The sequence below is a fragment of the Rhodococcus ruitaii genome, assembly GCF_055230935.1.
The window spans coordinates 329,333-350,813 of record NZ_JBUYWC010000002.1 but is presented as its reverse complement, the minus strand read 5'-3'; the positions used below and the strand labels follow the sequence as shown (position 1 = coordinate 350,813).

At 65.5% G+C, this 21,481-nt stretch carries 19 protein-coding genes and 1 pseudogene; 5 read left to right on the top strand and 15 right to left on the bottom strand.

Features of this window, described 5'->3' with window-relative positions; genetic code table 11:
• Window positions 1-5: 5 nt before the first annotated feature.
• The 3 genes from ACZI8W_RS02645 to ACZI8W_RS02635 form a co-directional block, all read right to left on the bottom strand.
• On the bottom strand, window positions 6-1,364 hold the full coding sequence (locus tag ACZI8W_RS02645) for a permease prefix domain 1-containing protein (RefSeq protein ID WP_463366918.1): 1,359 nt from the start codon (window positions 1,362-1,364) through the stop codon (window positions 6-8).
• On the bottom strand, window positions 1,364-1,723 hold the full coding sequence (locus tag ACZI8W_RS02640; RefSeq protein ID WP_463366917.1) for a PadR family transcriptional regulator: 360 nt from the start codon (window positions 1,721-1,723) through the stop codon (window positions 1,364-1,366). The genes ACZI8W_RS02645 and ACZI8W_RS02640 overlap by 1 nt, the downstream gene beginning before the upstream one ends.
• Before the next feature lie 86 nt (window positions 1,724-1,809).
• Window positions 1,810-2,598, bottom strand: a complete 789-nt coding sequence (locus tag ACZI8W_RS02635; protein WP_463366916.1) for an IclR family transcriptional regulator — start codon at window positions 2,596-2,598, stop codon at window positions 1,810-1,812.
• A gap of 36 nt (window positions 2,599-2,634) precedes the next feature.
• On the opposite strand from ACZI8W_RS02635, the gene ACZI8W_RS02630 reads away from it, so the two are divergent.
• From ACZI8W_RS02630 to dmpG, 3 genes are read left to right on the top strand one after another with little or no spacing between them, the layout of a single operon-like run.
• The gene (locus ACZI8W_RS02630; RefSeq protein WP_463366915.1) at window positions 2,635-3,459 is read left to right on the top strand and encodes a 2-keto-4-pentenoate hydratase; all 825 of its coding nucleotides are present in this window, start codon (window positions 2,635-2,637) and stop codon (window positions 3,457-3,459) included.
• A complete protein-coding gene (locus ACZI8W_RS02625; RefSeq protein ID WP_463366914.1) occupies window positions 3,456-4,397 on the top strand; it encodes an acetaldehyde dehydrogenase (acetylating) in 942 nt (313 codons plus the stop codon). Before ACZI8W_RS02630 ends, ACZI8W_RS02625 begins: the two co-directional genes overlap by 4 nt.
• Complete coding sequence (gene dmpG / locus ACZI8W_RS02620) at window positions 4,397-5,425, top strand: 4-hydroxy-2-oxovalerate aldolase (RefSeq protein WP_463366913.1); 1,029 nt, start codon at window positions 4,397-4,399, stop codon at window positions 5,423-5,425. The genes ACZI8W_RS02625 and dmpG overlap by 1 nt, the downstream gene beginning before the upstream one ends.
• Window positions 5,426-5,740: 315 nt before the next feature.
• On the opposite strand, the pseudogene ACZI8W_RS02615 reads toward dmpG, so the two are convergent.
• The 6 genes and pseudogenes from ACZI8W_RS02615 to ACZI8W_RS02590 all read right to left on the bottom strand — a co-directional run.
• Window positions 5,741-6,934 (bottom strand): annotated as a pseudogene (locus ACZI8W_RS02615) (high affinity choline transporter 1); the annotation flags it as partial.
• 21 nt (window positions 6,935-6,955) lie between these two features.
• Window positions 6,956-7,984 (bottom strand): isopenicillin N synthase family dioxygenase, encoded by a 1,029-nt coding sequence (locus ACZI8W_RS02610; RefSeq protein ID WP_463366912.1) that lies wholly within the window; start codon window positions 7,982-7,984, stop codon window positions 6,956-6,958.
• A complete protein-coding gene (locus tag ACZI8W_RS02605; RefSeq protein ID WP_463366911.1) occupies window positions 7,981-8,757 on the bottom strand; it encodes a hypothetical protein in 777 nt (258 codons plus the stop codon). The genes ACZI8W_RS02610 and ACZI8W_RS02605 overlap by 4 nt, the downstream gene beginning before the upstream one ends.
• Window positions 8,754-10,724 carry a 5-oxoprolinase/urea amidolyase family protein gene (locus tag ACZI8W_RS02600; RefSeq protein ID WP_463366910.1) on the bottom strand — a complete coding sequence of 657 codons (1,971 nt, stop codon included), beginning with the start codon at window positions 10,722-10,724 and terminating at the stop codon, window positions 8,754-8,756. The genes ACZI8W_RS02605 and ACZI8W_RS02600 overlap by 4 nt, the downstream gene beginning before the upstream one ends.
• 7 nt (window positions 10,725-10,731) lie before the next feature.
• Entirely contained in the window at window positions 10,732-11,382 is a 651-nt protein-coding gene (locus ACZI8W_RS02595; RefSeq protein WP_463366909.1) for an urea amidolyase associated protein UAAP2, read from the bottom strand.
• 3 nt (window positions 11,383-11,385) lie between these two features.
• The gene (locus ACZI8W_RS02590) at window positions 11,386-12,228 is read right to left on the bottom strand and encodes an urea amidolyase associated protein UAAP1 (protein ID WP_463366908.1); all 843 of its coding nucleotides are present in this window, start codon (window positions 12,226-12,228) and stop codon (window positions 11,386-11,388) included.
• Window positions 12,229-12,404: 176 nt separating this feature from the next.
• Here ACZI8W_RS02590 and ACZI8W_RS02585 point away from each other — a divergent pair, with 176 nt between their 5' ends.
• Window positions 12,405-13,103 carry a TetR/AcrR family transcriptional regulator gene (locus ACZI8W_RS02585; RefSeq protein ID WP_463366907.1) on the top strand — a complete coding sequence of 233 codons (699 nt, stop codon included), beginning with the start codon at window positions 12,405-12,407 and terminating at the stop codon, window positions 13,101-13,103.
• Window positions 13,104-13,118: 15 nt separating this feature from the next.
• Here the strand turns inward: ACZI8W_RS02585 and ctaD are convergent, their stop codons facing one another.
• Together ctaD and ACZI8W_RS02575 are read right to left on the bottom strand one after the other, a co-directional pair.
• The gene (ctaD, locus tag ACZI8W_RS02580) at window positions 13,119-14,873 is read right to left on the bottom strand and encodes an aa3-type cytochrome oxidase subunit I (protein WP_463366906.1); all 1,755 of its coding nucleotides are present in this window, start codon (window positions 14,871-14,873) and stop codon (window positions 13,119-13,121) included.
• Window positions 14,874-15,078: 205 nt separating this feature from the next.
• The gene (locus ACZI8W_RS02575; protein ID WP_463366905.1) at window positions 15,079-15,975 is read right to left on the bottom strand and encodes a hypothetical protein; all 897 of its coding nucleotides are present in this window, start codon (window positions 15,973-15,975) and stop codon (window positions 15,079-15,081) included.
• Window positions 15,976-16,188: 213 nt separating this feature from the next.
• On the opposite strand from ACZI8W_RS02575, the gene ACZI8W_RS02570 reads away from it, so the two are divergent.
• Window positions 16,189-18,528, top strand: coding sequence for an esterase-like activity of phytase family protein (locus tag ACZI8W_RS02570; RefSeq protein ID WP_463366904.1), 2,340 nt, complete (start codon window positions 16,189-16,191; stop codon window positions 18,526-18,528).
• A 115-nt stretch (window positions 18,529-18,643) separates the two neighbouring features.
• Here ACZI8W_RS02570 and ACZI8W_RS02565 read toward each other — a convergent pair whose 3' ends face one another.
• The 4 genes from ACZI8W_RS02565 to ACZI8W_RS02550 form a co-directional block, all read right to left on the bottom strand.
• Window positions 18,644-19,399, bottom strand: a complete 756-nt coding sequence (locus ACZI8W_RS02565; protein ID WP_463366903.1) for a hypothetical protein — start codon at window positions 19,397-19,399, stop codon at window positions 18,644-18,646.
• 49 nt (window positions 19,400-19,448) lie between these two features.
• Window positions 19,449-19,970, bottom strand: a complete 522-nt coding sequence (locus tag ACZI8W_RS02560) for a hypothetical protein (RefSeq protein ID WP_463366902.1) — start codon at window positions 19,968-19,970, stop codon at window positions 19,449-19,451.
• Complete coding sequence (locus ACZI8W_RS02555) at window positions 19,967-20,824, bottom strand: ParA family protein (RefSeq protein WP_463366901.1); 858 nt, start codon at window positions 20,822-20,824, stop codon at window positions 19,967-19,969. The genes ACZI8W_RS02560 and ACZI8W_RS02555 overlap by 4 nt, the downstream gene beginning before the upstream one ends.
• A gap of 84 nt (window positions 20,825-20,908) precedes the next feature.
• On the bottom strand, window positions 20,909-21,376 hold the full coding sequence (locus ACZI8W_RS02550) for a hypothetical protein (protein WP_463366900.1): 468 nt from the start codon (window positions 21,374-21,376) through the stop codon (window positions 20,909-20,911).
• Between the last annotated feature and the right edge of the window lie 105 nt (window positions 21,377-21,481).

Genomic DNA, 21,481 nt, shown 5'->3' with positions numbered 1-21,481 from the left:
CCCTGTCACACGAAGCCGAACAAGGGCGGGATCGCGACCACCGCCACCGCAGCCCATGCTCCGTATACGGGCAGATACTGCATCTGCCACCGTTCGACAGCACCGAATCCGCACCGCCCACGGATGAATCGGATGCCCAGGCACGCCGCCCAGCACAGGTTGACCAGCAGCACCAGATTCAATCCGAGCGCGGTTACCTTGTTCGCCGTGAAGCCGAACTCCACGATGCGCGTGAGCATGGCGACGAGCATCAGGATGTTGACGGCCAGAGCCGCCACCACGAGGACCATCTGAGCCACGTCGAACACGTCCGGTGGTGTGTGGGGATCGCGAGCAGAGATGGCATAGAGCAGCAGACCCAGAACGAGGACAAGGATCAGGTCCATCAGGATGAGCAGCTCCCGGTCGACGTCCAGAACGCTCTGCGACGACACGAACGCGACGAAGAATGCGGCGAGCAACGCGAGCAGCATGAGGATCGTCAGCGGCGTGAAGACCCGGGTGAGCACGGGCGCAATGTTCTCGATCACCGCTTGCTTCGCCTCGACGAGCCACGCTGCGACCACCATCGCCCCGACCGGCGCGAACGGGAGGACCCATGCTTCGAAGAACCACCCGATATCGATGTCCAGCGCCGCGAACGTTCCTGCCGTCAGACCCATGAGCGCGCCCCCACCGAGCGCGAGCAACACCATGTAGACGATCCATTCGCCGGTGAGCCGGACGAAGTCCATGCGTCGGCGGTCCGATCGCCAGTCTCCGCCGACGTACGCCACACCGACCACGAGCCACAACATGATCGGGGCGTGAATCGACGCGATGATCTCGGTCTCGCCGCCGTCGTCGAACGGGTAGACGTTCAGCACCAGGGCGGTCGCCGCGAACGGAACTGCCAGTGCCGCAATGCCCGGAACGGTCATGTTCCGCTTCCACGCGAAGTACGCAACGAGGAACGGCAGCACCAGAACGCTCAAGCTGCGTACGAGCACCTGTTCAGGAAGCCATTCGGCCCCGACCTTGACCACCAGGCCTGCTGTGATGGCGAGGGCGAGAACCACTCCGAGTTCACTGGTCCTGCGCCGGGCGCCGCCATCTGAATCGGCCGGGACCAGCACGAGTTGTTTCCACAACCGGTCGGAGTGTTCTCGCGCGAACTCCCGGGAGATGTCGTTGACGCTACCCATCCGCCCCACAGCGACGAGAAATGCTTCGCTCGACGTGAGTCCTGTGGCCGACAGATCCGAAACCTGCTCGCGCAGATGCTCTTCCAATTCGTCGACATCGGACGTCGAGATCACCCGATGCCCCGAGACATATCCTCGCCACTGCGCGATCTGAGACTCGAGTTGCGCGTCGATGTCCATCACGTCCATCCCTCCGCTACCGGTGGCAACACGGTGGATTCCCACACCCGGTGCAGGGCATCAGCGACGACCGTCCACTGCGCGGCGCGTTCGGCAAGCATGTTCCTGCCTGCGTCGGTGAGCGTGTAGTGCTTGCGCCGACGACCGTTCTCGGCGGTATGCCAGGACGCCGAGACACAGCCGGCTCGTTCGAGCCGATGCAGCAGTGGGTAGAGCATCCCGTCGGTCCATTGCATGCGACCGTCCGACAGTTCGTTGACGCGCTTGATGATCGCGTAGCCGTACGACTCCCCCTCGGCGAGAATCCCGAGCACCAAGGGTGTGGCAGACGCAGCCACGAGGTCTTTGTCGATGAACATGACCCTCCTATACCTAGCACTTCTAGGCGTGGAGATGACCCTAGCAGATCTAGGTACATAGGACCGCTAGGCATCAGGGGACTTGTTCAGCGCAACCGTTCACGTCGCCCGACGGTGCTCCGCAGCCCTTCTGCTGCCGCGCGCACCGCGGCAACGTGGGCCTCGGGGGTGAAGCGCCCGGTGGGGCCGGTGACACTGATAGCTGCCACGACCTCGTCGTCGGTCCCGAACACCGGTGCCGCCACACACGTGATACCCAGTGCCGATTCCTCCCGCTCGAAGGCGACACCCGTCTCGACGACCCGCTCGAGTTGGGTTCGCAGGATTCCGGGGGCGATGATCGTGTGCGGTGTGCGCCGGATCTTGGGCATCGACAACGCGTCGTGGATGAGTTCCGGGTCCGCATGCGCCACCAACGCTTTGCCGATCGCAGTGCAATACCACGGATTTCGGCCACCGGTCCGCGACGGTGACTTCGCCTGCCGGTGCCCGCCGAGCTTCACCACGTAGACGACGTCGAGGCCGTCTCGCACACCCAGGTGCACGGTCTCGTGAGTGCGCTCGTAGAGATCCTGCAGGAACGGCATGGCCATCTCGAGCAGACTGCGTTCGACGGAGGCCCGCATCCCCAATTCGAACAGTCCGCCGCTGAGGCGGTAGCCACCGTCGACCCGATCGAGCAATCGATTCGCGACCAGCTCTCCGGCGAGTCGGTGGACGGTCGCCTTGTGGAGTTCGGTGCGCCGGACGAGTTCGGCCAGCGGAAGAACATTGTCGTCGGGCCGGAAGGCACGAAGGATCGTCACCGCCTTGCCGAGCACCGTGTCCAGATTCGCCGTCACGTGGACAGCGTATCGCTCAGTGAGACGAATCATTGTTCCTCGAGGTCTTCACGCAGGACAGTAGAGGTCATGACCAACCCCACGAACACCACCGCGGTCAGCGAGGCGGACATCGCCGCCGCGGCCGACCGCCTCGTGTCCGCCGCCGCGAGCGGTACCCCGACCGCTCCGATCCGGGATCTGATCGGCGAGAGCGATCTTGTCGCGGCGTACGCGGTGCAGCAGCGTTTCAACGAAGGCCGCACGAAATCAGGCGCTGTCGTCGTGGGGCGCAAAATCGGCCTGACGTCGAAGGCCGTACAGGAACAGCTCGGCGTCGGCCAGCCCGACCTCGGTGTACTGTTCGACAACATGGCGTTCGACAACGGCGCCGACATCCCGATGGACCTGTTGATCCAACCGAAGGTCGAGGGCGAAGTCGGGTTCGTGCTCGGCTCCGATCTGGTCGACGGCCCGCTCGACACCGCCCAGGTGCGCGGCGCCATCGAGTACGCTGTTGCCGCTCTCGAAATCTGCGACAGCCGGATCGCCAACTGGGACATCAAGTTCGGCGACACAGTAGCCGACAATGCATCGTCCGGTGTGTACGTCCTCGGCACCGAGCGGCGCACCCTCGACGAGATCGAACCGGTCGACGTCACCATGTCGATGGACATCGACGGCACCGAGGTCTCCACCGGAAACGGCGCTGCATGCCTCGGCGACCCGATCCAAGCCGTCGTCTGGCTCGCACAGACCGCCCGCGAACTCGGTCAGCCGCTGAAGGCCGGCCAGGTGATCCTCTCGGGTGCACTCGGCCCGATGGCGTCCGTCTCCGCAGGCAGCACCGTCTCCGTCACCGTGTCCGGCCTGGGCACCGTGACAGCCCGTTTCGTGGAAGGAAAGCACGCATGAGCAAGACCAAGGTTGCGATCATCGGATCGGGCAACATCGGCACCGATCTGATGATCAAGGTTCTACGCACCTCCGAGATTCTCGAGATGGGCGCGATGGTCGGCATCGACCCCGAGTCGGACGGCCTCGCCCGCGCCGCACGCCTGAAGGTGCCCACCACCGCCGAAGGCGTCGAGGGTCTGGTGAACCTCCCGAACTTCGACGAGATCGAGATCGTGTTCGACGCGACCTCCGCGAAGGCGCACATCGCGAACAACGAACGGCTCGCTCCGCTGGGCAAGCGACTGATCGACCTCACGCCCGCCGCGATCGGCCCGTTCGTGGTTCCCGCCGTCAACGGCGACGAGCATCTCGATGCACAGAACGTGAACATGGTGACGTGCGGTGGTCAGGCCACCATCCCGATGGTCGCGGCCGTGTCCCGCGTCGTGCCGGTCGCGTATGCCGAGATCGTCGCGTCGATCGCGTCGAAGTCGGCCGGTCCCGGTACTCGCGCGAACATCGACGAGTTCACCGAGACCACATCGTCGGCAATCGAATCGGTCGGCGGCGCCCGCCGCGGCAAGGCCATCATCATCCTGAACCCGGCCGAGCCGCCGCTGATCATGCGCGACACGGTGTTCTGCCTCGTGGACGCCCCGGATCCGGCCACCCACGACGAGATCCGTCAGTCGATCGAGAAGATGGTGGGCGACGTCGCGGCATATGTGCCGGGGTACCGCCTCAAGCAGCAGGTGCAGATCACCGAGATCCCCGAGGATCAGCCGGTCGAGACGCTGCTCGTCGACGGCAACCGCCCGACCCACCAGGTCTCGATCTTCCTCGAGGTCGAGGGCGCTGCCCACTACCTGCCCGCCTACGCCGGGAACCTCGACATCATGACCTCCGCCGGACTCCAGATCGCAGAGCGGATCGCACAGAAGAAGGACAACGCCTGATGAGCAACACCACCATCTTCGTTCAGGACGTCACCCTCCGCGACGGTATGCACGCGGTGCGACACCGGATCACCCCGGCCGACGTCAAGCGCATCGTCTCCGCCCTCGAGGATGCGGGCGTCGACGCGATCGAGGTCGCACACGGCGACGGTCTCGCCGGCGGTTCGGTGAACTACGGCCCGGGCTCGAACACCGACTGGGAGTGGATCGAGGCCGCGGCCGAGGTACTGCAGAACGCCCGCCTGACCACGCTGCTGCTCCCCGGTGTCGGCACCGTGCACGACCTGCAGCGCGCATGGGATCTCGGTGTCCGCTCGGTGCGCATCGCAACGCACTGCACCGAGGCCGATGTCTCCGCGCAGCACATCGCGACCGCCCGCGAGATCGGTATGGACGTCTCCGGATTCCTGATGATGAGCCACATGGCCCCCGCCGAGGAGCTCGCCAAGCAGGCCAAGCTCATGGAGTCGTACGGCGCGCACTGCGTCTACGTCACCGACTCCGGCGGACGCCTCACCCTCGGTGGTGTGCGCGACCGCGTCCGCGCCTACCGCGAGATCCTGAACGAGGGCACCGAGATCGGTATCCATGCGCATGAGAACCTGTCGCTGTCAGTGGCGAACAGTGTCATCGCCGTCGAGGAGGGCGTCTACCGCGTCGACGCGTCGCTCGCCGGGCACGGCGCCGGCGCCGGCAACTGCCCGATCGAGGCGTTCATCGCGGTCGCCGATCTGTACGAGTGGAAGCACGGCTGCGACGTGTTCAAGCTGCAGGACGCAGCCGACGACATCGTCCGCCCCCTGCAGGACCGCCCGGTGCGCGTCGATCGTGAGACCCTCACCCTCGGTTACGCCGGTGTGTACTCGAGCTTCCTGCGTCACGCAGAAGCAGCGTCGGCGCGCTACGACATCGACGTGCGCACCCTGCTGCTCGAGGCCGGCAAGCGCAAGCTCGTCGGTGGTCAGGAAGACATGATCGTCGATATCGCACTCAACCTCGTCGCCGAGCGTGAGGCTGCAAGCGCCTGACACACGCCCCACCATCCGTGCGCGGTTCTGGTAGTTCTGACTACCGGAACCGCGCACGGGCACGGTGACGACGGGAGTCGGTTCCGGCGTGGGCCTGCGCATCAGCGCGACGCCCACGTACACCACGAGCGACACGATCGCCGCGAGGAACGTCGTCCACCCGTCGACGTCGGCCGATACCAGGCTATTGGGGATGTACAGCAGCGTGTTGTCGACGCCGTAGATCGTGGGCGTGAGCACGAAGAATCCGACGCGCACCCCGATACCGGCAACCGCAGCCGCGGCGACGGCCACTCCGTCACCGCGAGCCCAGAACAGGCCGAGAATGAACGGCACCACCAGCGACGCGAGCAGCAGGTCGAAGGTCAGTGTCAGCAGGATGCCGGTCTGCGGGACTCGCAGCGCAACGATCGCACCCAGCGCCGCCATCGGCAGCATCGCCCACCGAGTGGCCTTCATGACGTCGGACGACATCGCGGCATGTTCACCACCGACCCGGAAGATGTTGCGCACCAACACCGTCGCGGTGGACAGCAGGATGCCGCTGATCGTGGTCAGCGATGCGGTGACGAGACCGGACAAGACCAGGATCGACAGCCACTGCGGCGTGTACTGGCCGAGCAGCACGTACAGGATCGGAGCGCCGGCCGCGCTGTCCCCCACGATGGAGACCGCGGCGAGTGCGACGAACGACAGCGGCACGCACAGCAGCAGAATGCCCGTCGCCGCAGAGAAGCAGGCGCGCTGCGCGGCGTGCGGCGACTTGGCAGAGAACACGCGCTGCATCAGGTCGATGGCGACGAGGTTGCCGAGACCGAGCGCGACGATCGTCGCCCAGTTGATCGCGGCACCCTGCGCGGGCTCGGTGAGCTGACCCAGGTTCCCGATACCGAGCCCCTCCGGGCTGGAGAACCCGGGCCCGGATGCGACCCACGCGAGGAGAGACACGATCCCCACGACCATGACGGCGAACTGCACCATTCCGGTGTAGACGCTGGCGAACATTCCGCCGGCCATGGTGTAGGCGAGGACGAACGGGATGATCACCAGCACCGCGATCGTGTAGTTCAGGCCCAGGAAGTATTCGAGCAGGTAACCCAGCGCGACCAGGTTTCCCGCGAGCAGGATCCCGAAGCTCACCACTGTGAGGACCGACGCGGTGATCTCGGTGCTGCGCCCGAAGCGCTGCCCGAAATACTCGGGAAGCGTCACCACTCCCGTGGCGCGCAGTTTCTTCGCGAAGAACAGGCCCACGAGGAGCACACTCACGGCAATACCCAGGGGCATCGCGGCACCGGCCCAGAAGCCGAACGCGGCAGACAGATCCGCACTGCCGAGGGTCGCGTTGGAATCGATGACCTGCGACATGAGCAGGACCGCGATGACGGGCGCGCCCAGTGAGCGGCCGGCCAGCAGGAAGTTCCCGGTATCTCCGCGAACTCGACGAGTGGAATAGAAGCCGGCCCCGAGCAGAACGACGAGGCACACGGCGACACCGGTGATGATCATGACAGCTCCAAAGAGAGAGGGTCAGACGGCAGGAGCGCTGCGTTGGGCTTCGCGTCCGAGCGAGTACAGGGGGCGTGCATTGTCGGGAAGAACGATCTCGCCGTCTGCAAGACGCCGACGAAGATACGTGAAGCTCTGGGCAGTCTGCGCGAACAGGTGCTCTCCCGCTCGCACACCGTCGTACCGGGTCCCGCTGCTACCGACGAATCGACCCAGGGGTTCGACCCACGTGTCGTAGTCGACATTGAAGAAGAGCGGGAACGAGTATCGCTCTTCGGCAACCTTACGCACCCGATGTGACGTCGCGGTAAAGATTCCGTTCGTCCAAATCTCCAGTAGGTCACCGATGTTCAAGACGAATGCGTCGTCGCGGTACGGAACATCGATCCAGGTGCCCTCGGCGTTGACCACTTGGAGCCCCGGAGCCGTCGGCAACAAGAGCGTGAACACCTCGTAATCGGTGTGGGCGCCGATACCCGGCCGGTCGTCGGCACTCGGATCGTGCGGGTAGTGGATCATTCGCAGCTGCGCGGGTGGGGTAGTGACATGTCGATCGAAGAGATCCGGTGGCTCGCCGAGCGTTTCGGCGAAGGCGCGGAGGATGACTCGACCGAGGCCGAAGGTCGCGTCGTAGTATGCGGTGACAGGTCCGGCGAAGTTGTCGAGTGCGGGCCACTGATTGGGTCCGAGTAGCGGATTGCCGGCGAGGTAGTCCGGGTCGTCGGCCGGAAGATCGATCGAAAGGTCGAAGGCTTCTTTGTGATCGGGGGTGGCTCCCGCGAACACTTCCTCACCTGCCGGGACATAGCCGCGGTGATTGGTGGAATTGCCGATGTACACGGACATTTTCACATCGTGCGGTTCCGCGAAGAACCGCTCGGCGGCGTCCTTCAGTCCGTCGATCAGGACGGGGTCGATTCCGTGGCCGATGATCTGGGCGAAGCCCACCTCGCGGGCGGCTCGGCCGAGTTCGCGAACCACGCCATCGCGCCCGCCCCCACCTGCGATGAGCGCGGTGACGTCGATGACCGGAATACTGGTGAATGTCACGGGATTCTCCTGGGATCGGTATCGGAGCCGGCGTCGAGGTCGAGTCGCTGCCAGTGCCGCACAACGGGATTACCGCCGGCGCCGTGGTCGTGAGTGTCGATCACGTCGCCGAACACCGGGTTCAGTGATGCACCGGCCCGATACGGAAGGCTGGAGGCGGTGATGATCCACTGCTCGCCGCGCACGACGCCGAGCGCGATCTCGCAGTCGAAGAGGTCTTGTGCCGCGCGCAGGGTCGCAGCTCCGCGAATCTGTTCGTCCAGCGGACCGTCGAGCGGGCAGGTCCGGCCCCGGGCGAATGCGAAGTCGCCGCCTACCCGCACGAGGATTCCCGGTACACCGGTGTCGAGGTCCTCCAACAGGTACTCGTCGATATCCGGAGAGGCGACCGCAATCCGCCACTGTTCGGTGTAGTCCTCGAATACGCCGTGTTCGACGACGGCGTCGTGGCCGAACGGCTGCAAGGCCCCCGCGTCCGGTCTCGGGCCGGACGGGTGCAGCGCGACGGTGCGAACCCATTCGACGTGGTCGCCGTAGTCCAGTAGCGGGCCGGCGAATCCGTCCTGCTCCGCGAGCAGGAGAAGATCCTCGACACCCAGAGCGCGAAGCGTAGCTGCCTCGATCTTCGGTAGTGCGGCGGGCTGTCGAAGATCGCAGTAGAGCCTGCTGCCTTGCAACCAGGTGACACGAGTAGTCGTATCGTCGGGATACCCTGGTCTCCTCAGCAAGGTGCGCTCGAAACGGATTCCCGAGAGCACCGCGGTGAGCGTCACGCGCCGCCTTCCTTCCACCGTGCACGCTCCTGCGCGAACGCGACGGACTGGACGCTCTGGAAGGCGTCGATCGATTCGGTGTTGTCCACCAGAAACTTCCGGTGTTCGGCGAGCGAGAAGGTGCCGTCCGTGATCTCCACTCCCCCGCCGCGTCCGGCGGCGAGGTCGGCGCGGAGGTCGAGCAGTTCCTCGGGATCGACCGGGTACCAGGAGATCCGGTCGAAGAAGCGTAGGAGCCAGGGTGTGCCGTTCTCGAACGGGCCGGCCTGCTGCGGATGCCGGTGGTTCCACACCTGGGTGGTGCGTCCGACGAATTGGTAGCCACCCGGGCCTTCCATTCCGTAGATGCACAGATATGCGCCTCCGATTCCGACCGCATTCTCCGGAGTCCAGGTGCGTGCGGGGTTGTACTTGGTGGTCACGAGCCGGTGTCGCGGGTCGAGCGGGGTCGCGACCGGCGCGCCGAGGTAGACGTCGCCGAGCCCGAGCACCATGTACTCTGCGCCGAAGAGCGTGTCGAACACGTCAGCGACGGCGTCGAGGCCGTTCATGCGTCGGATGAACTCGATGTTCCACGGGCACCACGGCGCATCGGAACGCACTCCGTGCATATAGCGCTGGATGGCGTCGCGTGTCGCAGGATCGTCCCACGACAGCGGTAGCCGCACCTCCCTGCTGGATACCTCGAGTTCGTCGCTGTCGCCGAGGGTGTCCTCGACGTCCGCGAGGTGTCCGAGCAAGGTCGTCACGGGCAGCACATCGGGATCGACCTTGACCTGCAGGGACCGGATACCCGGGGTGAGTTCGAGCAGGCCGCGCGGGCGGTCGGCATCGAGCCGCTGGTGCAGTGCGTGGACGCGGGCGCGCAGCCCCAGGTCGAGGGTCATATCGCCGTATTCGACGAGCACGTTGTCGTCGCCGCTGCGCCGGTAGGTGACGGCAGTGTGGCCGTCGCGGCGGGCGAGCACACCGTCGTCGCCATCTCTGCCGGTGGAGGCGAGCAGCGACAACCCGGCGCGACGCGCCGTTCCGAGTGTGCGGCGGGATGCGACACGCTCCGCGCGCACCGGCACGAACCGGATCGTGTTGCCGGGGGCAAGCTGACCGAGTTTCCAGCGGTCGGCCGACGCCACGGTCACCGGGCACACGAAGCCGCCGAGGCTCGGCCCGTCAGGCCCGAGGAGGATCGGGGTGTCGCCGGTGAAGTCCAGTGCACCGACGGAGTAGGCGTTGTCGTGGATGTTCGACGGGTGCAGTCCGGCCTCACCGCCGTCGGTCCGGGCCCACTCCGGTACCGGCCCGACGAGTCGGACGCCCGTGCGGTCAGAGTTGAAGTGCACTTCGTAGTCAGTGGCGTAGAGGGTGTCGATGTCGGCACGGGTGAAGAACTCGGGTGCGCCGTGCGGGCCCTCGGTGACCGCGATCTGCCAGTGCGCGGTCAGTGCGGGGATGTGTTCGGAGGGTACCGCGGCGCTCGTACCCGTCGGAGAGTCGCCGACGACGAGCACGTCGCCGTCGCGGAGCGTACGGCCCTCGTGACCACCGAAGGATCCGAGCGTGAAGGTTGCTTTGCTGCCCAGGAATTGGGGAACGTCGAGGCCGCCGGCCACTAGCACGTAGACACGCAGACCCGGACCCTCGATCGTTCCGACGTCGAGCAGACTTCCGGCCGGAACCGTGACCGGCCGCCACTGCGGCACGATCTCACCGTCGATACGTACCGTGACCGGGGCGCCCGTCACGCACACCACGGTGTCCTCGGTGAATCGCAGGACCGGACCTGCCATGGCGGATTCGAGGCCCGGCACGCCCTCGTCGTTTCCGAGAGCGGTGTTGCCGAGGCGGAACGACAGGTCGTCCATCGGTCCGGACGGCGGTACACCGATCTGCCAGTAGCCGGCGCGACCCGGATAGTCCTGGACGGTGGTGAGCATTCCGGGTCGTTCGACGGTGATCTTCGTGGTCATCGCGAGCTCACACCTCCTGCGGGCGCGTGACGATCATCCGCACGGGTGTGGGATCGAAACCGTTGCACGGGTTGTTGATCTGCGGGCAGTTGGAGACGAGTACCAGCACGTCGCGGTCGGCCCGGATCGCGAGGCGCTTGCCGGGTGCAGACATCCCGTCGACGATGCCGAGGGTGCCGTCGGTCTCGACGGGCACGTTCATGAAGAAGTTGATGTTGGACACCAGATCTCGTTTGCCGAGACCCCACTTGGCCCCTTCGATCAGGAAGTTGTCGACGCATGCGTGCTGGTGTTTGGTGTGATGCCCGTAGCGGAGGGTGTTGGACTCCTGCGAGCAGGCGCCGCCGACGGTGTCGTGGTTGCCCACTTCGTCGCCGACGAGCGTCATGAGGGGATCGCCCTCGGCGTTGCGGAGTACCGAGCCGGTGGTGAGGAACAGGTTGCCCTGCCCCGCAATGGTTGCGGCGGCGCTGTAGCGGGACGCGGTGTCGTGGGCGTCGTAGATCAGCGTGTCGACGGCCTGGTTGCCGCGCAAGTCGACGATGGTCAGGACGTCGCCGGCGGCGACGACCGCCGACCAGGGGCCGCGAAGCTCGACCGTCTCGTCGAGCACAACGGTCCCGGGGACGAGTGCAGCAGTGTCGATGGTGGCGGTCATGGTTCAGTTCTCCATTCCGGATTCGGCAGCGGCCCAGACGTCTTCGGTGTTGAGCACCGCGCGGTGGTATTCGGGTTCGCCGGTGTCGATCGAGTCGAGATCACCGGCGGTGCGCCACGCCGTCACTTCGAGTGCGGTGGTGATGAACTCGGGGTTCGGATCGAGAGGGTGTGCGGTGTTGGCGAGGAGCACGATGGCGGGGAGGTGGACGAGCAGTTCGACGTACGCCCCGGCGCCGGCGGTTCCGGTGCTGGTGAGCGCGCCGTCGTCCTCGACGCGGATGCCGTGGAAGAACGACAACGACGGCGGGAGGTCGCGGGGCTGCAGATCGTGCTTGGCCGCGGCGACCGTGAACAGTTCACGGCCCGCAGGGGACGACGAATGCAACGCACCGGCGCCGTAGCGCGCCGAGTTTCCTGCCGCGTGGCTCGTGCCGCACAGCGCGTCGTGGTGGCCGGAGGTGTCGGCGACGACGGTCGCGAGTACACGTCCCTGATCGGAGAGCAGGGGATGCCCGACGCCGAGGTAGGCCTGCCAGGGCACCTTGACCGTGTCCGCGACGTTGAGCCGCTCGTGCGGGGCGTCGGCACGGAACAGCAGGAGGTGAGCGCACGCGGCGCCGTCGAGATCGCGGAGGCGCAGGCGGGTGCCGCGGGCAAGGACCTTGCTGGTGTAGCGGCCGCCCGGCACGGTCTCGGCCCAGGTCATCGACACGCACCGCCCGTTGGGTGGGGTCGGCCACGCCGACGCCGGCACGATCGGCATGGCATCGGTGACGGTTCCGACCTGTGCACGTGCGTGGGTTCGGGCGGCGTGGGTCGTGGCTGTCTCGAGTGTCTCGGTCATGGCGCTCCGATTCGTGGCTGACGGGGAAACTGTCGAGTGACAGTTTTCAGCGCAGGCATCTTCGGAGGATGTCCCCCGAGTAACGAGTGTGTGGCCGATGTTTCCACCTGATGACGCAACGCTCACACATCGATCCAACTGGGCAGCAACACAACTCGTTGTGCCATGGTGGTGAGGTGACCCGAGTAGGACCAGGCCGCCCGCGCCTGACAAGCCCCCGACGTCCAGGCAATACCGCCCGCGCGGAGATTCTCGACGCTGCCGCAGAACTGTTCAGTACGCGCGGTTTCGGCTCGACCACGACGCGACAGATCGCCGATGCCGTCGGTATACGCCAGGCGTCGCTCTACAACCATTTCGCGACGAAGAACGACATCCTCGTCACGCTGCTCGACGCCACCATCGCGCCGACCATCGAATTCGACGATGCTCTCGACGACTCCGAACCGGCCGCGGTGCTGTTGTGCGCGCTGACGTGGTTCGACGCCGCCCAGTTGTGCGCGGGACGGTGGAACCTCGGCGCGCTGTACATGCTGCCGGAAGTTCGCACCGAAGCGTTCGCAGCATTTCGGAACGACCGTCGACGTCTGGCTCGCCGCTACCGCGATCTCGCCGTCGAGGTGCTCGGCGGCGCGACGCTCGCCGGCGCCGATCCACGTGCCGAGCTACCGTTCCGGCTTGTGGAGTCGGTCATCGATATCCGCGCCGACCGGCAGCGCGGCGAGCAGGAGATCGACGCGCGGCTGCCCGAGGTCCTCGCGGCCGCGGCGCTCACCGTCCTGGGAAGGCCCGCCGACGACGTCGCAGATCGGGCGCGGGCACTCGTCGTCGGTGTCGTGGCCGATTCACTTGGTGTAGTGCACGCCCAGGAATAGGCGCTCGGGAACAGCTCAGTGCCGGTCGTACGAGGCGTCGGGTGGGGTGCGGTCGGCACCCTCTGCCACCTGCACATTGTGCTTCCGGGAGCCGAACCCCACATGCGCCTCAGCGCGCATCCGATCCGACATGTGCGGGTGGTGCAGTTCGAAGGCGGGGCGTTCGGACCGGATACGCGGTAGTTCGGTGAAGTTGTGACGTGGCGGCGGGCAGGTGGTGGCCCACTCGAGCGAGTTGCCGTAACCCCACGGATCGTCGACCGTGACGACCTGGCCGTAGCGGTAGCTTTTGAAGACGTTCCAGATGAACGGCAGGGTCGAGGCACCGACCACGAATGCCCCGATGGTGGACACCGTATTGAGCGTCGTGAAGCCGTCGGACGGCAAGTAGTCGGCGTACCGGCGAGGCATACCCTCGTTACCGAGCCAGTGCTGCACCAGGAACGTCGTGTGGAAGCCGACGAACGTCAGCCAGAAGTGCCACTTGCCGAGGCGTTCGTCCAGCATCCGGCCCGTCATCTTCGGGAACCAGAAGTAGATGCCGGCGTAGGTCGCGAAGACGATCGTGCCGAACAGAACGTAGTGGAAGTGAGCCACCACGAAGTAGGTGTCGTGGACGTGGAAGTCCAGCGGTGGCGAGGCGAGGATGACACCGGTCAGACCGCCGAACAGGAACGTGATCAGGAACCCCACCGAGAACAGCATGGGCGTCTCGAACGTGATCTGCCCTCGCCACATCGTGCCGATCCAGTTGAAGAACTTCACACCCGTCGGAATCGCGATCAGGAAGGTCATGAACGAGAAGTACGGCAGCAACACCGCACCGGTCGCATACATGTGATGAGCCCACACCGCGGAGGACAGCGCCGCGATCGCAATGGTCGCGTACACCAGACCCGAGTACCCGAAGACCGGTTTGCGGCTGAACACCGGGAAGACTTCGGTGACGATGCCGAAGAACGGCAGGGCGATGATGTAGACCTCCGGGTGCCCGAAGAACCAGAACAGATGCTGGTAGAGCAACACGCCACCGGTCGCCGGGTCGTAGATGTGTGCACCGAGGAGCCTGTCGGCCAGGGCGCCCATGAACGCCGCGGTGAGGAGCGGGAACACCAGCAGCACCAGGATCATGGTGATGAAGATGTTCCAGGTGAAGATCGGCATCCGAAACATGGTCATGCCCGGAGCCCGCATGCACACGACAGTTGTGATCATGTTGACGCCGCCGAGGATGGTACCCAGACCGGTGACGGCCAAGCCGGCGAACCACAGGTTCGCCCCTATCCCGGGGGCGTGTATTGCATTGGCGAGCGGCATGTAGGAGGTCCAGCCGAAGTCGGCGCCGCCACCGGGGGTGACCAGCCCGAACAGGACCACCAGCGCCCCGAACAGGAACAGCCAGTAACTGAAGGCATTCAACCGAGGGAAGGCAACGTCGGGCGCACCGATCTGCAGCGGAAGAATGTAGTTGGCGAACCCGAACACGACGGGGGTGGCGTAGAGCAGCAGCATGATGCCGCCGTGCATCGTGAACAACTGGTTGTACTGCTCGTTCGACAGAAATTGCAGCCCCGGCACCGCGAGTTCGGTACGCATCAGCAGTGCCATCAATCCGCCCGCCAGGAAGAAGGCAAAAGCGGTGACGATGTACATGATCCCGAGTGTTTTCGGGTCGGTTGTCGTGATGAGCTTGTAGAGCACCGCTCCCTTGCGGGCGCGTCTTTCCGGATAGGGCCTTGTTGCTTGGGCCTCCACCACCACCGGATTCATGGACGAACCTCCCGGACGACCGCGACGCCGACGTACGGCATTCCACCGGCGCGTGCCCTCGGCGTGCCTGAGCCCTCCGGAACAGGCCGGTAGCCACGAGCGTAGACCTCGCCCCAACGGACGGCGGTGTAATGGCGGATTCGGATATCACTGATGCCAGCGCCGGAAATGCTGGTTGGTGTATCGAAATATCGAACACCTACCGTCATTTCCGGCGCCTACGGGCCCGCGCTCGCTCGAAACGCCGGACAACCACATCGAAATGGGCCAGTTCCGCCCACGTCCAGCGGATCACATCCAGCCCGAGATCCCGCAGCGCGTCCTCCCGCAGCTTCTCTCTGACGAGATCCCGCCGGTCCGAGTATTTCCCCAGACCGTCGAACTCTCCGACGATTCCTTCGTCCTCCCAGAAGAAATCGAGACGGTAGCGTCGGCCGTCGCGCGCAACGATCTTGTGCTGTAGCTGCGGCCGGGGCAGTCTCGCCTCGTCGATCCGCACCCGCGACAACGACTCGCCGACGCTCTCACTCCGCGCATCCAGGAAACCCGCGACTGATCGTGCGCGTCCGACGCCGTGCAACCCCATCGCAGCATCGACGACGGAGGGCAGTGTCGCCGCGGCGTCGGTGTCTATGCGCAGCAGCGCATCGCCGATGGCGACTGCTTGCAGCTTCGGCGCAGACCGCGCGATGTCCGAGATCGTGCGCGCCACCGACGTCACCGGTACGTCGTCGACGGTCGTGAGGTCTGTCTCTGCCCACTGTGCGACGTGAGTGTGGATCCGAGACTTTCGCCGCGCCCCCTCGTCGGATCCGCGCGACACGTGCACACGCGTCAGCGGAATGTTCCAGACGGCCGCCCCGTGCAGGATCGCCGCCGAGACGTGACTCAGTGCATTCCCCGGACGCAGTGTCGAGCCGATGTGGCGCGCGAGGACCCGATGCCGTCCGATCTCGTCGAGTGCGTCGTAGTCCCTACGATGCAGGTAACCGCCGTGTGCGACCCTGACCAGGCTGCCGCTCTGTACCTCGCGCGCAATCTCGAACGCGGATGCTCCCGCCTCGATCAGTTGTGCACGCTTCACCACCTGTGGATCACCCATGGCGGCGATCCTGCCGCACGGCCACACGGCGCCCGCCCGATGACGACCGAACCGGACTGTTCTGTGGATGAACCCGTCGCCTGTGGACAACTTCGGGCAAACGAGAATCCTCGGACACTTGTCCGATGCCCGGCGTTCATCCAGAAATCCCCATCGGGTCATCCGCGGGCGAAAGGCTCGCACGATCGAGCTGAAACCGAACGATGAGGACAAATGACGACGACGAACCGAAGCCGCCTCGCGGCGATCGCTGCGATCGCAGCGCTGATGGCGGCCGCATGCTCGACCGATGACAGTGGCTCATCGGACGAACCCGCCCAGGACGCTCCGCGGGCCACGTCGTCGATCGACTGGAATGTCCCGGATTCCGGGCGGTACCACCGGCAGGCCACCTACCCGGTATTCGAGAACCGTCCCGCGGACGAACCTCTCGAGACCGAGACGGTCGCCGAGATCTCCACCGTCACCCCCGATGGCAACACCGTCATCTACACGGATGCGACAGCCAAGCGCGTCGGGTTCGTGGACCTGCGCGACCCTGCAACTCCCGTTGGCCTGGGCACCCTGTCGTTGGTCGAGCTCGGCAATGCCGACGACCAGCCGACCTCCGTGGCTGCATTCGGCGAGTTCGTTCTCGTCGTCGTCGACACCAGCGGCGGCGACTTCGTGAATCCGTCGGGCCGCATCGACGTCGTGCGGGTCAGCGACCGCACGCGCGTCCACAGCATCGACCTCGGTGGTCAGCCGGACTCGATCGCCATCAGTCCCGACGGCGCATTCGCCGCGGTCGCAATAGAGAACCAGCGCGACGAGGAGTTCACCCCGGACGGCGCCGAGGAAGGCGACCTCCCGCAGGCACCCACGGGTTTCCTGCAGCTCATCGACCTGACCGGCGAACCGACCGCGTGGACGGCACGCAAGGTCGACTTCGACGTCGAACAGGCCCGTGACGCCGGCCTCGACACTCCCGAAGACCTCGAGCCCGAATACGTCAGCATCAACTCCCGCGGCCAGGTCGCGCTGACGCTGCAGGAAAACAACGGCGTCGCGATCATCGACGGCCCCACCGGCGAGGTCACCTCGATCTTCAACGCCGGATCCGTCTCCGTCGACGGGATCGACACCGCCGAGGACGGTGTGCTCGACCAGACCGGGTCGATCTCCGACACACCACGCGAACCCGACGCCATCGGGTGGATCGGCGACGACCACCTTGCCACCGCAAACGAGGGCGACTGGAAGGGTGGCACTCGCGGCTGGACCGTCTTCGACGCCGCGACCGGAGACGTGGTCTGGGACGCCGGCAACTCGTTTTCCCAGCTTGCGGTGCGGACCGGTCTTCACATCGAGGGCCGAGCCGAAGCAAAGGGTCCCGAACCGGAAGGGCTCGCCATCACCGACATCGGAGGCCGGCCGACGGCGCTCGTGGCATCGGAACGCAGCAACTTCGTCGCGGTGTACGACGTCAGCGACCCCGCCGCACCCGAGTTCGTCCAGATTCTCCCGACGACACCGGGCCCCGAAGGGATCCTTCCGATCCCCCAGCGCGATCTGCTGGTCATCGCATCGGAGAAGGACGACGCCGAGGCCCGGGTCCGCGCCTCGGTCAGTGTGTACGGATACGGTGACGCGTTCGCGCAGAACTCGGGAACCCCATCGTTCCCGTCCATCGCCTCCGGCGACATCGACGGCATCCCGATCGGATGGGGTGCGCTGAGTGCCCTGAGCGCCGACCCGGCCGACGACGACCGGCTGTTCACCGCCACCGATATTGCGTACGGGCCGGCACGGGTTCTCGGGGTGGATGTATCGCAGACGCCCGCATTGATCGACAGCGAACTCGTGGTCACCGAGAACGACGAGCCCGTCGCGCTCGACGTCGAAGGGCTTGCGGCCCGCCCCGACGGCGGGTTCGTCCTTGCTGTCGAAGGCGACGAGGGCCCCGGCAACGAACTGGTCATGGTCGCCGCGGACGGAAGCATCGAGCAGCGGATCGCGCTGCCCGACGACATTGCGGCCGGACTCGGCGGTCAAGGCCTCGAAGGAGTGGCCGTCGACGGGGACGCCATCTGGGTGGTGTTGCAACGCGAACTCGACAGTGACGACACGGGAGTCGCACGCATCGGCCGCTACACGCCCGCGAGCGGCGAGTGGGAGTGGTTCGGCTACCAACTCGAGAGCACCGACGCCGACGGCGACTGGATCGGTCTGTCCGAGATCGTCGTCTACGACGGCGCACTGCTGATCCTCGAGCGGGACAAGCTCAACGGACCGGATGCCCGCGTGAAGGCGCTCTATCGTGTCGAGATTCCCACCGATGCCGGAGTGACCACGGCCGACGACACTCCGCAGGTGCTGCCGAAGACGTTGGCACGCGACTTGCTGCCCGACCTGCAGGCGACCCGCGGTTACGTGCAGGAGAAGGTCGAAGGTGTCGCGGTTGCGGGCAACGGCGATCTGTACGTCGTGACCGACAACGACGGGCTCGACGACGCGAGCGGCGAAACGGTGTTCCTCGATCTCGGGCCGGCGGGAGCTGCGCTCGGCGGCTGACGCTGGCGCCGGAAATGCTGGTTGACGTCCGATATTCCGGTACACCAACAAGCATTTCCGGCACCTACGTCAAGCGCTGTGGGTGCCATCGACCCAGAAGAAACTACGATTCTGCTTATCCGCTGTGCAACAGGCGCTTTCCGAGGGGATCACCCGACCGATCGTCGAGACGCCAGAAAGTCCAGCCGTCATAGTCGGCGTCGTCATCGCTGACGAATTTCGTGACGGCGTTCGCCGCGGCGGTGGGATGACCGAATCGGCGGCCTTCCATCGGACCACGCGTGATCTCGACGCTACTGTTCGTCGGGTCGAAGCGCGCGTGGATCCGATATCCGCCGAAGTCCGACACGATTGCCGTTCTGGGGTCGACGAATTCGGGTACGGTGGCCGGCGCGGCTGCCTTCGCGGTCCTGGTTCGCGGCTGCGACACCTGCTTATGACGACGAGAGTCGCGTACTCCGTTGAGATTGAGCAGGTCCCACCGATCATGCCCGTGCGCGACACTGCTCATCGGGATGGGATGACTTCCGGTGGGTACGCGGCCGGGACGCTCGGCGAGCCACAGTTCGACGTCCGCCGCAATCCCTGATTCCACCTCGTCGGATTCGACCATGTAGAACTCCGGGGAGTCCGTGGCGAAGTCCACGAACACCCAGTACGACGACCCTGTGGGATCACTACCGGGTGTGCCGTCCTGTCGACGGGCCATCCACTGTCCCCGGGTAGTCGATCGCACTCGCACGACGCAACTGTGCCCGTCCACCCCCTTGACCCGCACGGAACGAGAGCCCTTCAGCTGCACAGCGCTTCCGCCTCGCTGAACGACATCGGTGACGAACGCCCGGATGCCCCTGTCGGCTGACTCTTCCATGGAGCAACCATACGGTTACATTACGGATGTCGGAAAGCCCCGGTACCGGTCACCGAAAAGCGTCTCCCTTGGTGGACAAGGCCTTGACCCGCTCGACAATGCGTTCCTGCAGCTTGGACGCGGTGCGCCAGCGCATTGCGAGTTTGTCGTAGTCCATCGCGTGCTCGGCGATGATGTCTTTCAACCGGTCGACCTCGAGCGGTGCGAGTTCGAGGCGCAGACCCGCTTCTCCCCCGTCACGGAACGCATCGAACGGGTCGAACAGACCGGGGGCGCGTTTGGCGCGGCGAGCCGGCGCCTTCCGGGCCGGAGCGTGCCCGGCCGATTCGCACCCGAAGTCCGGAGCCGCGACGGCATCTGCCGATGTGGCGGCGGGCTCGAGCGCACCGACGATCGCGTCGGCGAATCGTTGATTGCGTCCGGCTTCGTCCGCGATCACCCGGACGAGCGCAGCGAGGGATCCGGCTGCATGCGGCGCGGTGCTGTTGAGCCGGAGCAGCGCGGCACTCGCCTCGCCGATCCGAACCTGCAACCGGGCGTCGGGCACACCACTGCCGGCTTCGCTACTCACAGATACACCTGCGCATTCATCAGGATCGTTTCGGTGAACATGCGCAGGGCATCGAACTGTCCGGCGCCACCGTATTTGCGCTTGAGCGTGCCGTACGGAACGAACTCCGCCGACGCAGCGATCTGGTTCGCTTCGGGAATCCACGCGGGAACGACGTTGGCTATCGTGTCGTCGCGTTGAAGCTGCTCGATGATAGTGCGGTGCAGGCTCGAGGCACTGCGGTATTTGGTGATCACCAGTCCGAGTTCACGGATCGAATGACCGGTGCGGGCGGAGAACTTCTCCACCCGTTGCTGCAACTGCGGGATCCCGTAGGTGGACAGGATGTCCGGAATCGTGGGAACGATGTAGCCGTCGGCGGCGCGGAGTCCGTTGAGGGTGAGCATCCCGAGGTTGGGTGGGCAATCGACAAGGATGTAGTCGTAGTCGTCGGCGATCGGGTCGAGCGTAGATCGCAGGATCTCGATCGGCCGACGCGATTCGGGATCGGCGTATTGCTGGAAACTCAGGCCCTCCTGGATCTCCATGAGATCCAGCGAGGATGCGAGCAGATCGATTCCACGCACCGCCGTCACGGGAGAAACGTCGTGCTGGAGTGCCTTCTCGATGTCGAATGCGTCGGCGTCCGGGTCCACAGCACGCGCGAAGAGCGTGGCAAGCGTCCGGCCGAGTTCGTTGAGTTCCCGCCACCGCTCCTCTCCGATCATCATCGTGGTGAGGTTGGTCTGCGGATCGAGATCCACGAGCAGCACCCGCTGGCCGAACTCGGCCGCCATGAACTCGCCCAGAGCGGCTGTCATCGTGGTTTTGCCGACGCCACCCTTGAGGTTGATTGTTGCAATTACCCGCGCCACCAGCGCACTCCTCCGGAAAATGTTGCTACACGTCGCTGCAGCAAACTACACCGGGAATGTGGACAATAGTGACGTGGGGCCCGCTCAGCGCCCCTGCGATTCCACCGCGACCCGCTCGTAGTCCGCAATTGCCTGGTCGCGACTCACCATCGAGTCTGCGGTCGCGTATCCGGAGAGCACCACCGCCGGCTTGTGGTCGATCACGGCAGATACGACCTCACCGCCCGAGGTGAACACGATAATCCCCTTGGCTTCGTCGCCGGGGAGCCCTTCCCACACCACGCCGTCGGTATCGAGCGCGCGGTTGATCTCGCTCACCAGAAGCGGCGCACTGAAGTGATACATCCGATCCCACGAGCCGCGATCGAGACCACCGGCCTCCGCGATCTCACCGAGGCTCCGCTGCTGTCCCGACGTGAGAACCGTGTCGAGCTCCGATTCCATTTTCGGATCATCGACCACGGTCACCGTGCCTCCGGAACCGCAACCCGCCAGCAGTATCGCTGCCACACCACCGAGCACGGCTGATTTCAATCCGCTGCGAAAAATCACTTCTGCCCCTCGCGTCACTTTCGTCCCCCCACCCGAACGCGACGGACGCTAACACCGAATCGAGCGGTCGATCAGTGGCTCGGCTCACAATTATCGAAGCCGAAT

What these genes read in the sequence shown, in the direction of transcription:
- ACZI8W_RS02630 (WP_463366915.1), top strand. Translation starts at nt 2,635, where the DNA reads ATGACCAACCCCACGAACACCACCGCGGTCAGCGAGGCGGACATCGCC.
- ACZI8W_RS02640 (WP_463366917.1), bottom strand. Translation starts at nt 1,723, where the DNA reads ATGTTCATCGACAAAGACCTCGTGGCTGCGTCTGCCACACCCTTGGTG.
- ACZI8W_RS02565 (WP_463366903.1), bottom strand. Translation starts at nt 19,399, where the DNA reads ATGGAAGAGTCAGCCGACAGGGGCATCCGGGCGTTCGTCACCGATGTC.
- ACZI8W_RS02645 (WP_463366918.1), bottom strand. Translation starts at nt 1,364, where the DNA reads ATGGACATCGACGCGCAACTCGAGTCTCAGATCGCGCAGTGGCGAGGA.
- dmpG (WP_463366913.1), top strand. Translation starts at nt 4,397, where the DNA reads ATGAGCAACACCACCATCTTCGTTCAGGACGTCACCCTCCGCGACGGT.
- ACZI8W_RS02600 (WP_463366910.1), bottom strand. Translation starts at nt 10,724, where the DNA reads ATGACCACGAAGATCACCGTCGAACGACCCGGAATGCTCACCACCGTC.
- ACZI8W_RS02595 (WP_463366909.1), bottom strand. Translation starts at nt 11,382, where the DNA reads ATGACCGCCACCATCGACACTGCTGCACTCGTCCCCGGGACCGTTGTG.
- ACZI8W_RS02570 (WP_463366904.1), top strand. Translation starts at nt 16,189, where the DNA reads ATGACGACGACGAACCGAAGCCGCCTCGCGGCGATCGCTGCGATCGCA.
- ACZI8W_RS02590 (WP_463366908.1), bottom strand. Translation starts at nt 12,228, where the DNA reads ATGACCGAGACACTCGAGACAGCCACGACCCACGCCGCCCGAACCCAC.
- ACZI8W_RS02575 (WP_463366905.1), bottom strand. Translation starts at nt 15,975, where the DNA reads ATGGGTGATCCACAGGTGGTGAAGCGTGCACAACTGATCGAGGCGGGA.
- ACZI8W_RS02625 (WP_463366914.1), top strand. Translation starts at nt 3,456, where the DNA reads ATGAGCAAGACCAAGGTTGCGATCATCGGATCGGGCAACATCGGCACC.
- ctaD (WP_463366906.1), bottom strand. Translation starts at nt 14,873, where the DNA reads ATGAATCCGGTGGTGGTGGAGGCCCAAGCAACAAGGCCCTATCCGGAA.
- ACZI8W_RS02635 (WP_463366916.1), bottom strand. Translation starts at nt 2,598, where the DNA reads ATGATTCGTCTCACTGAGCGATACGCTGTCCACGTGACGGCGAATCTG.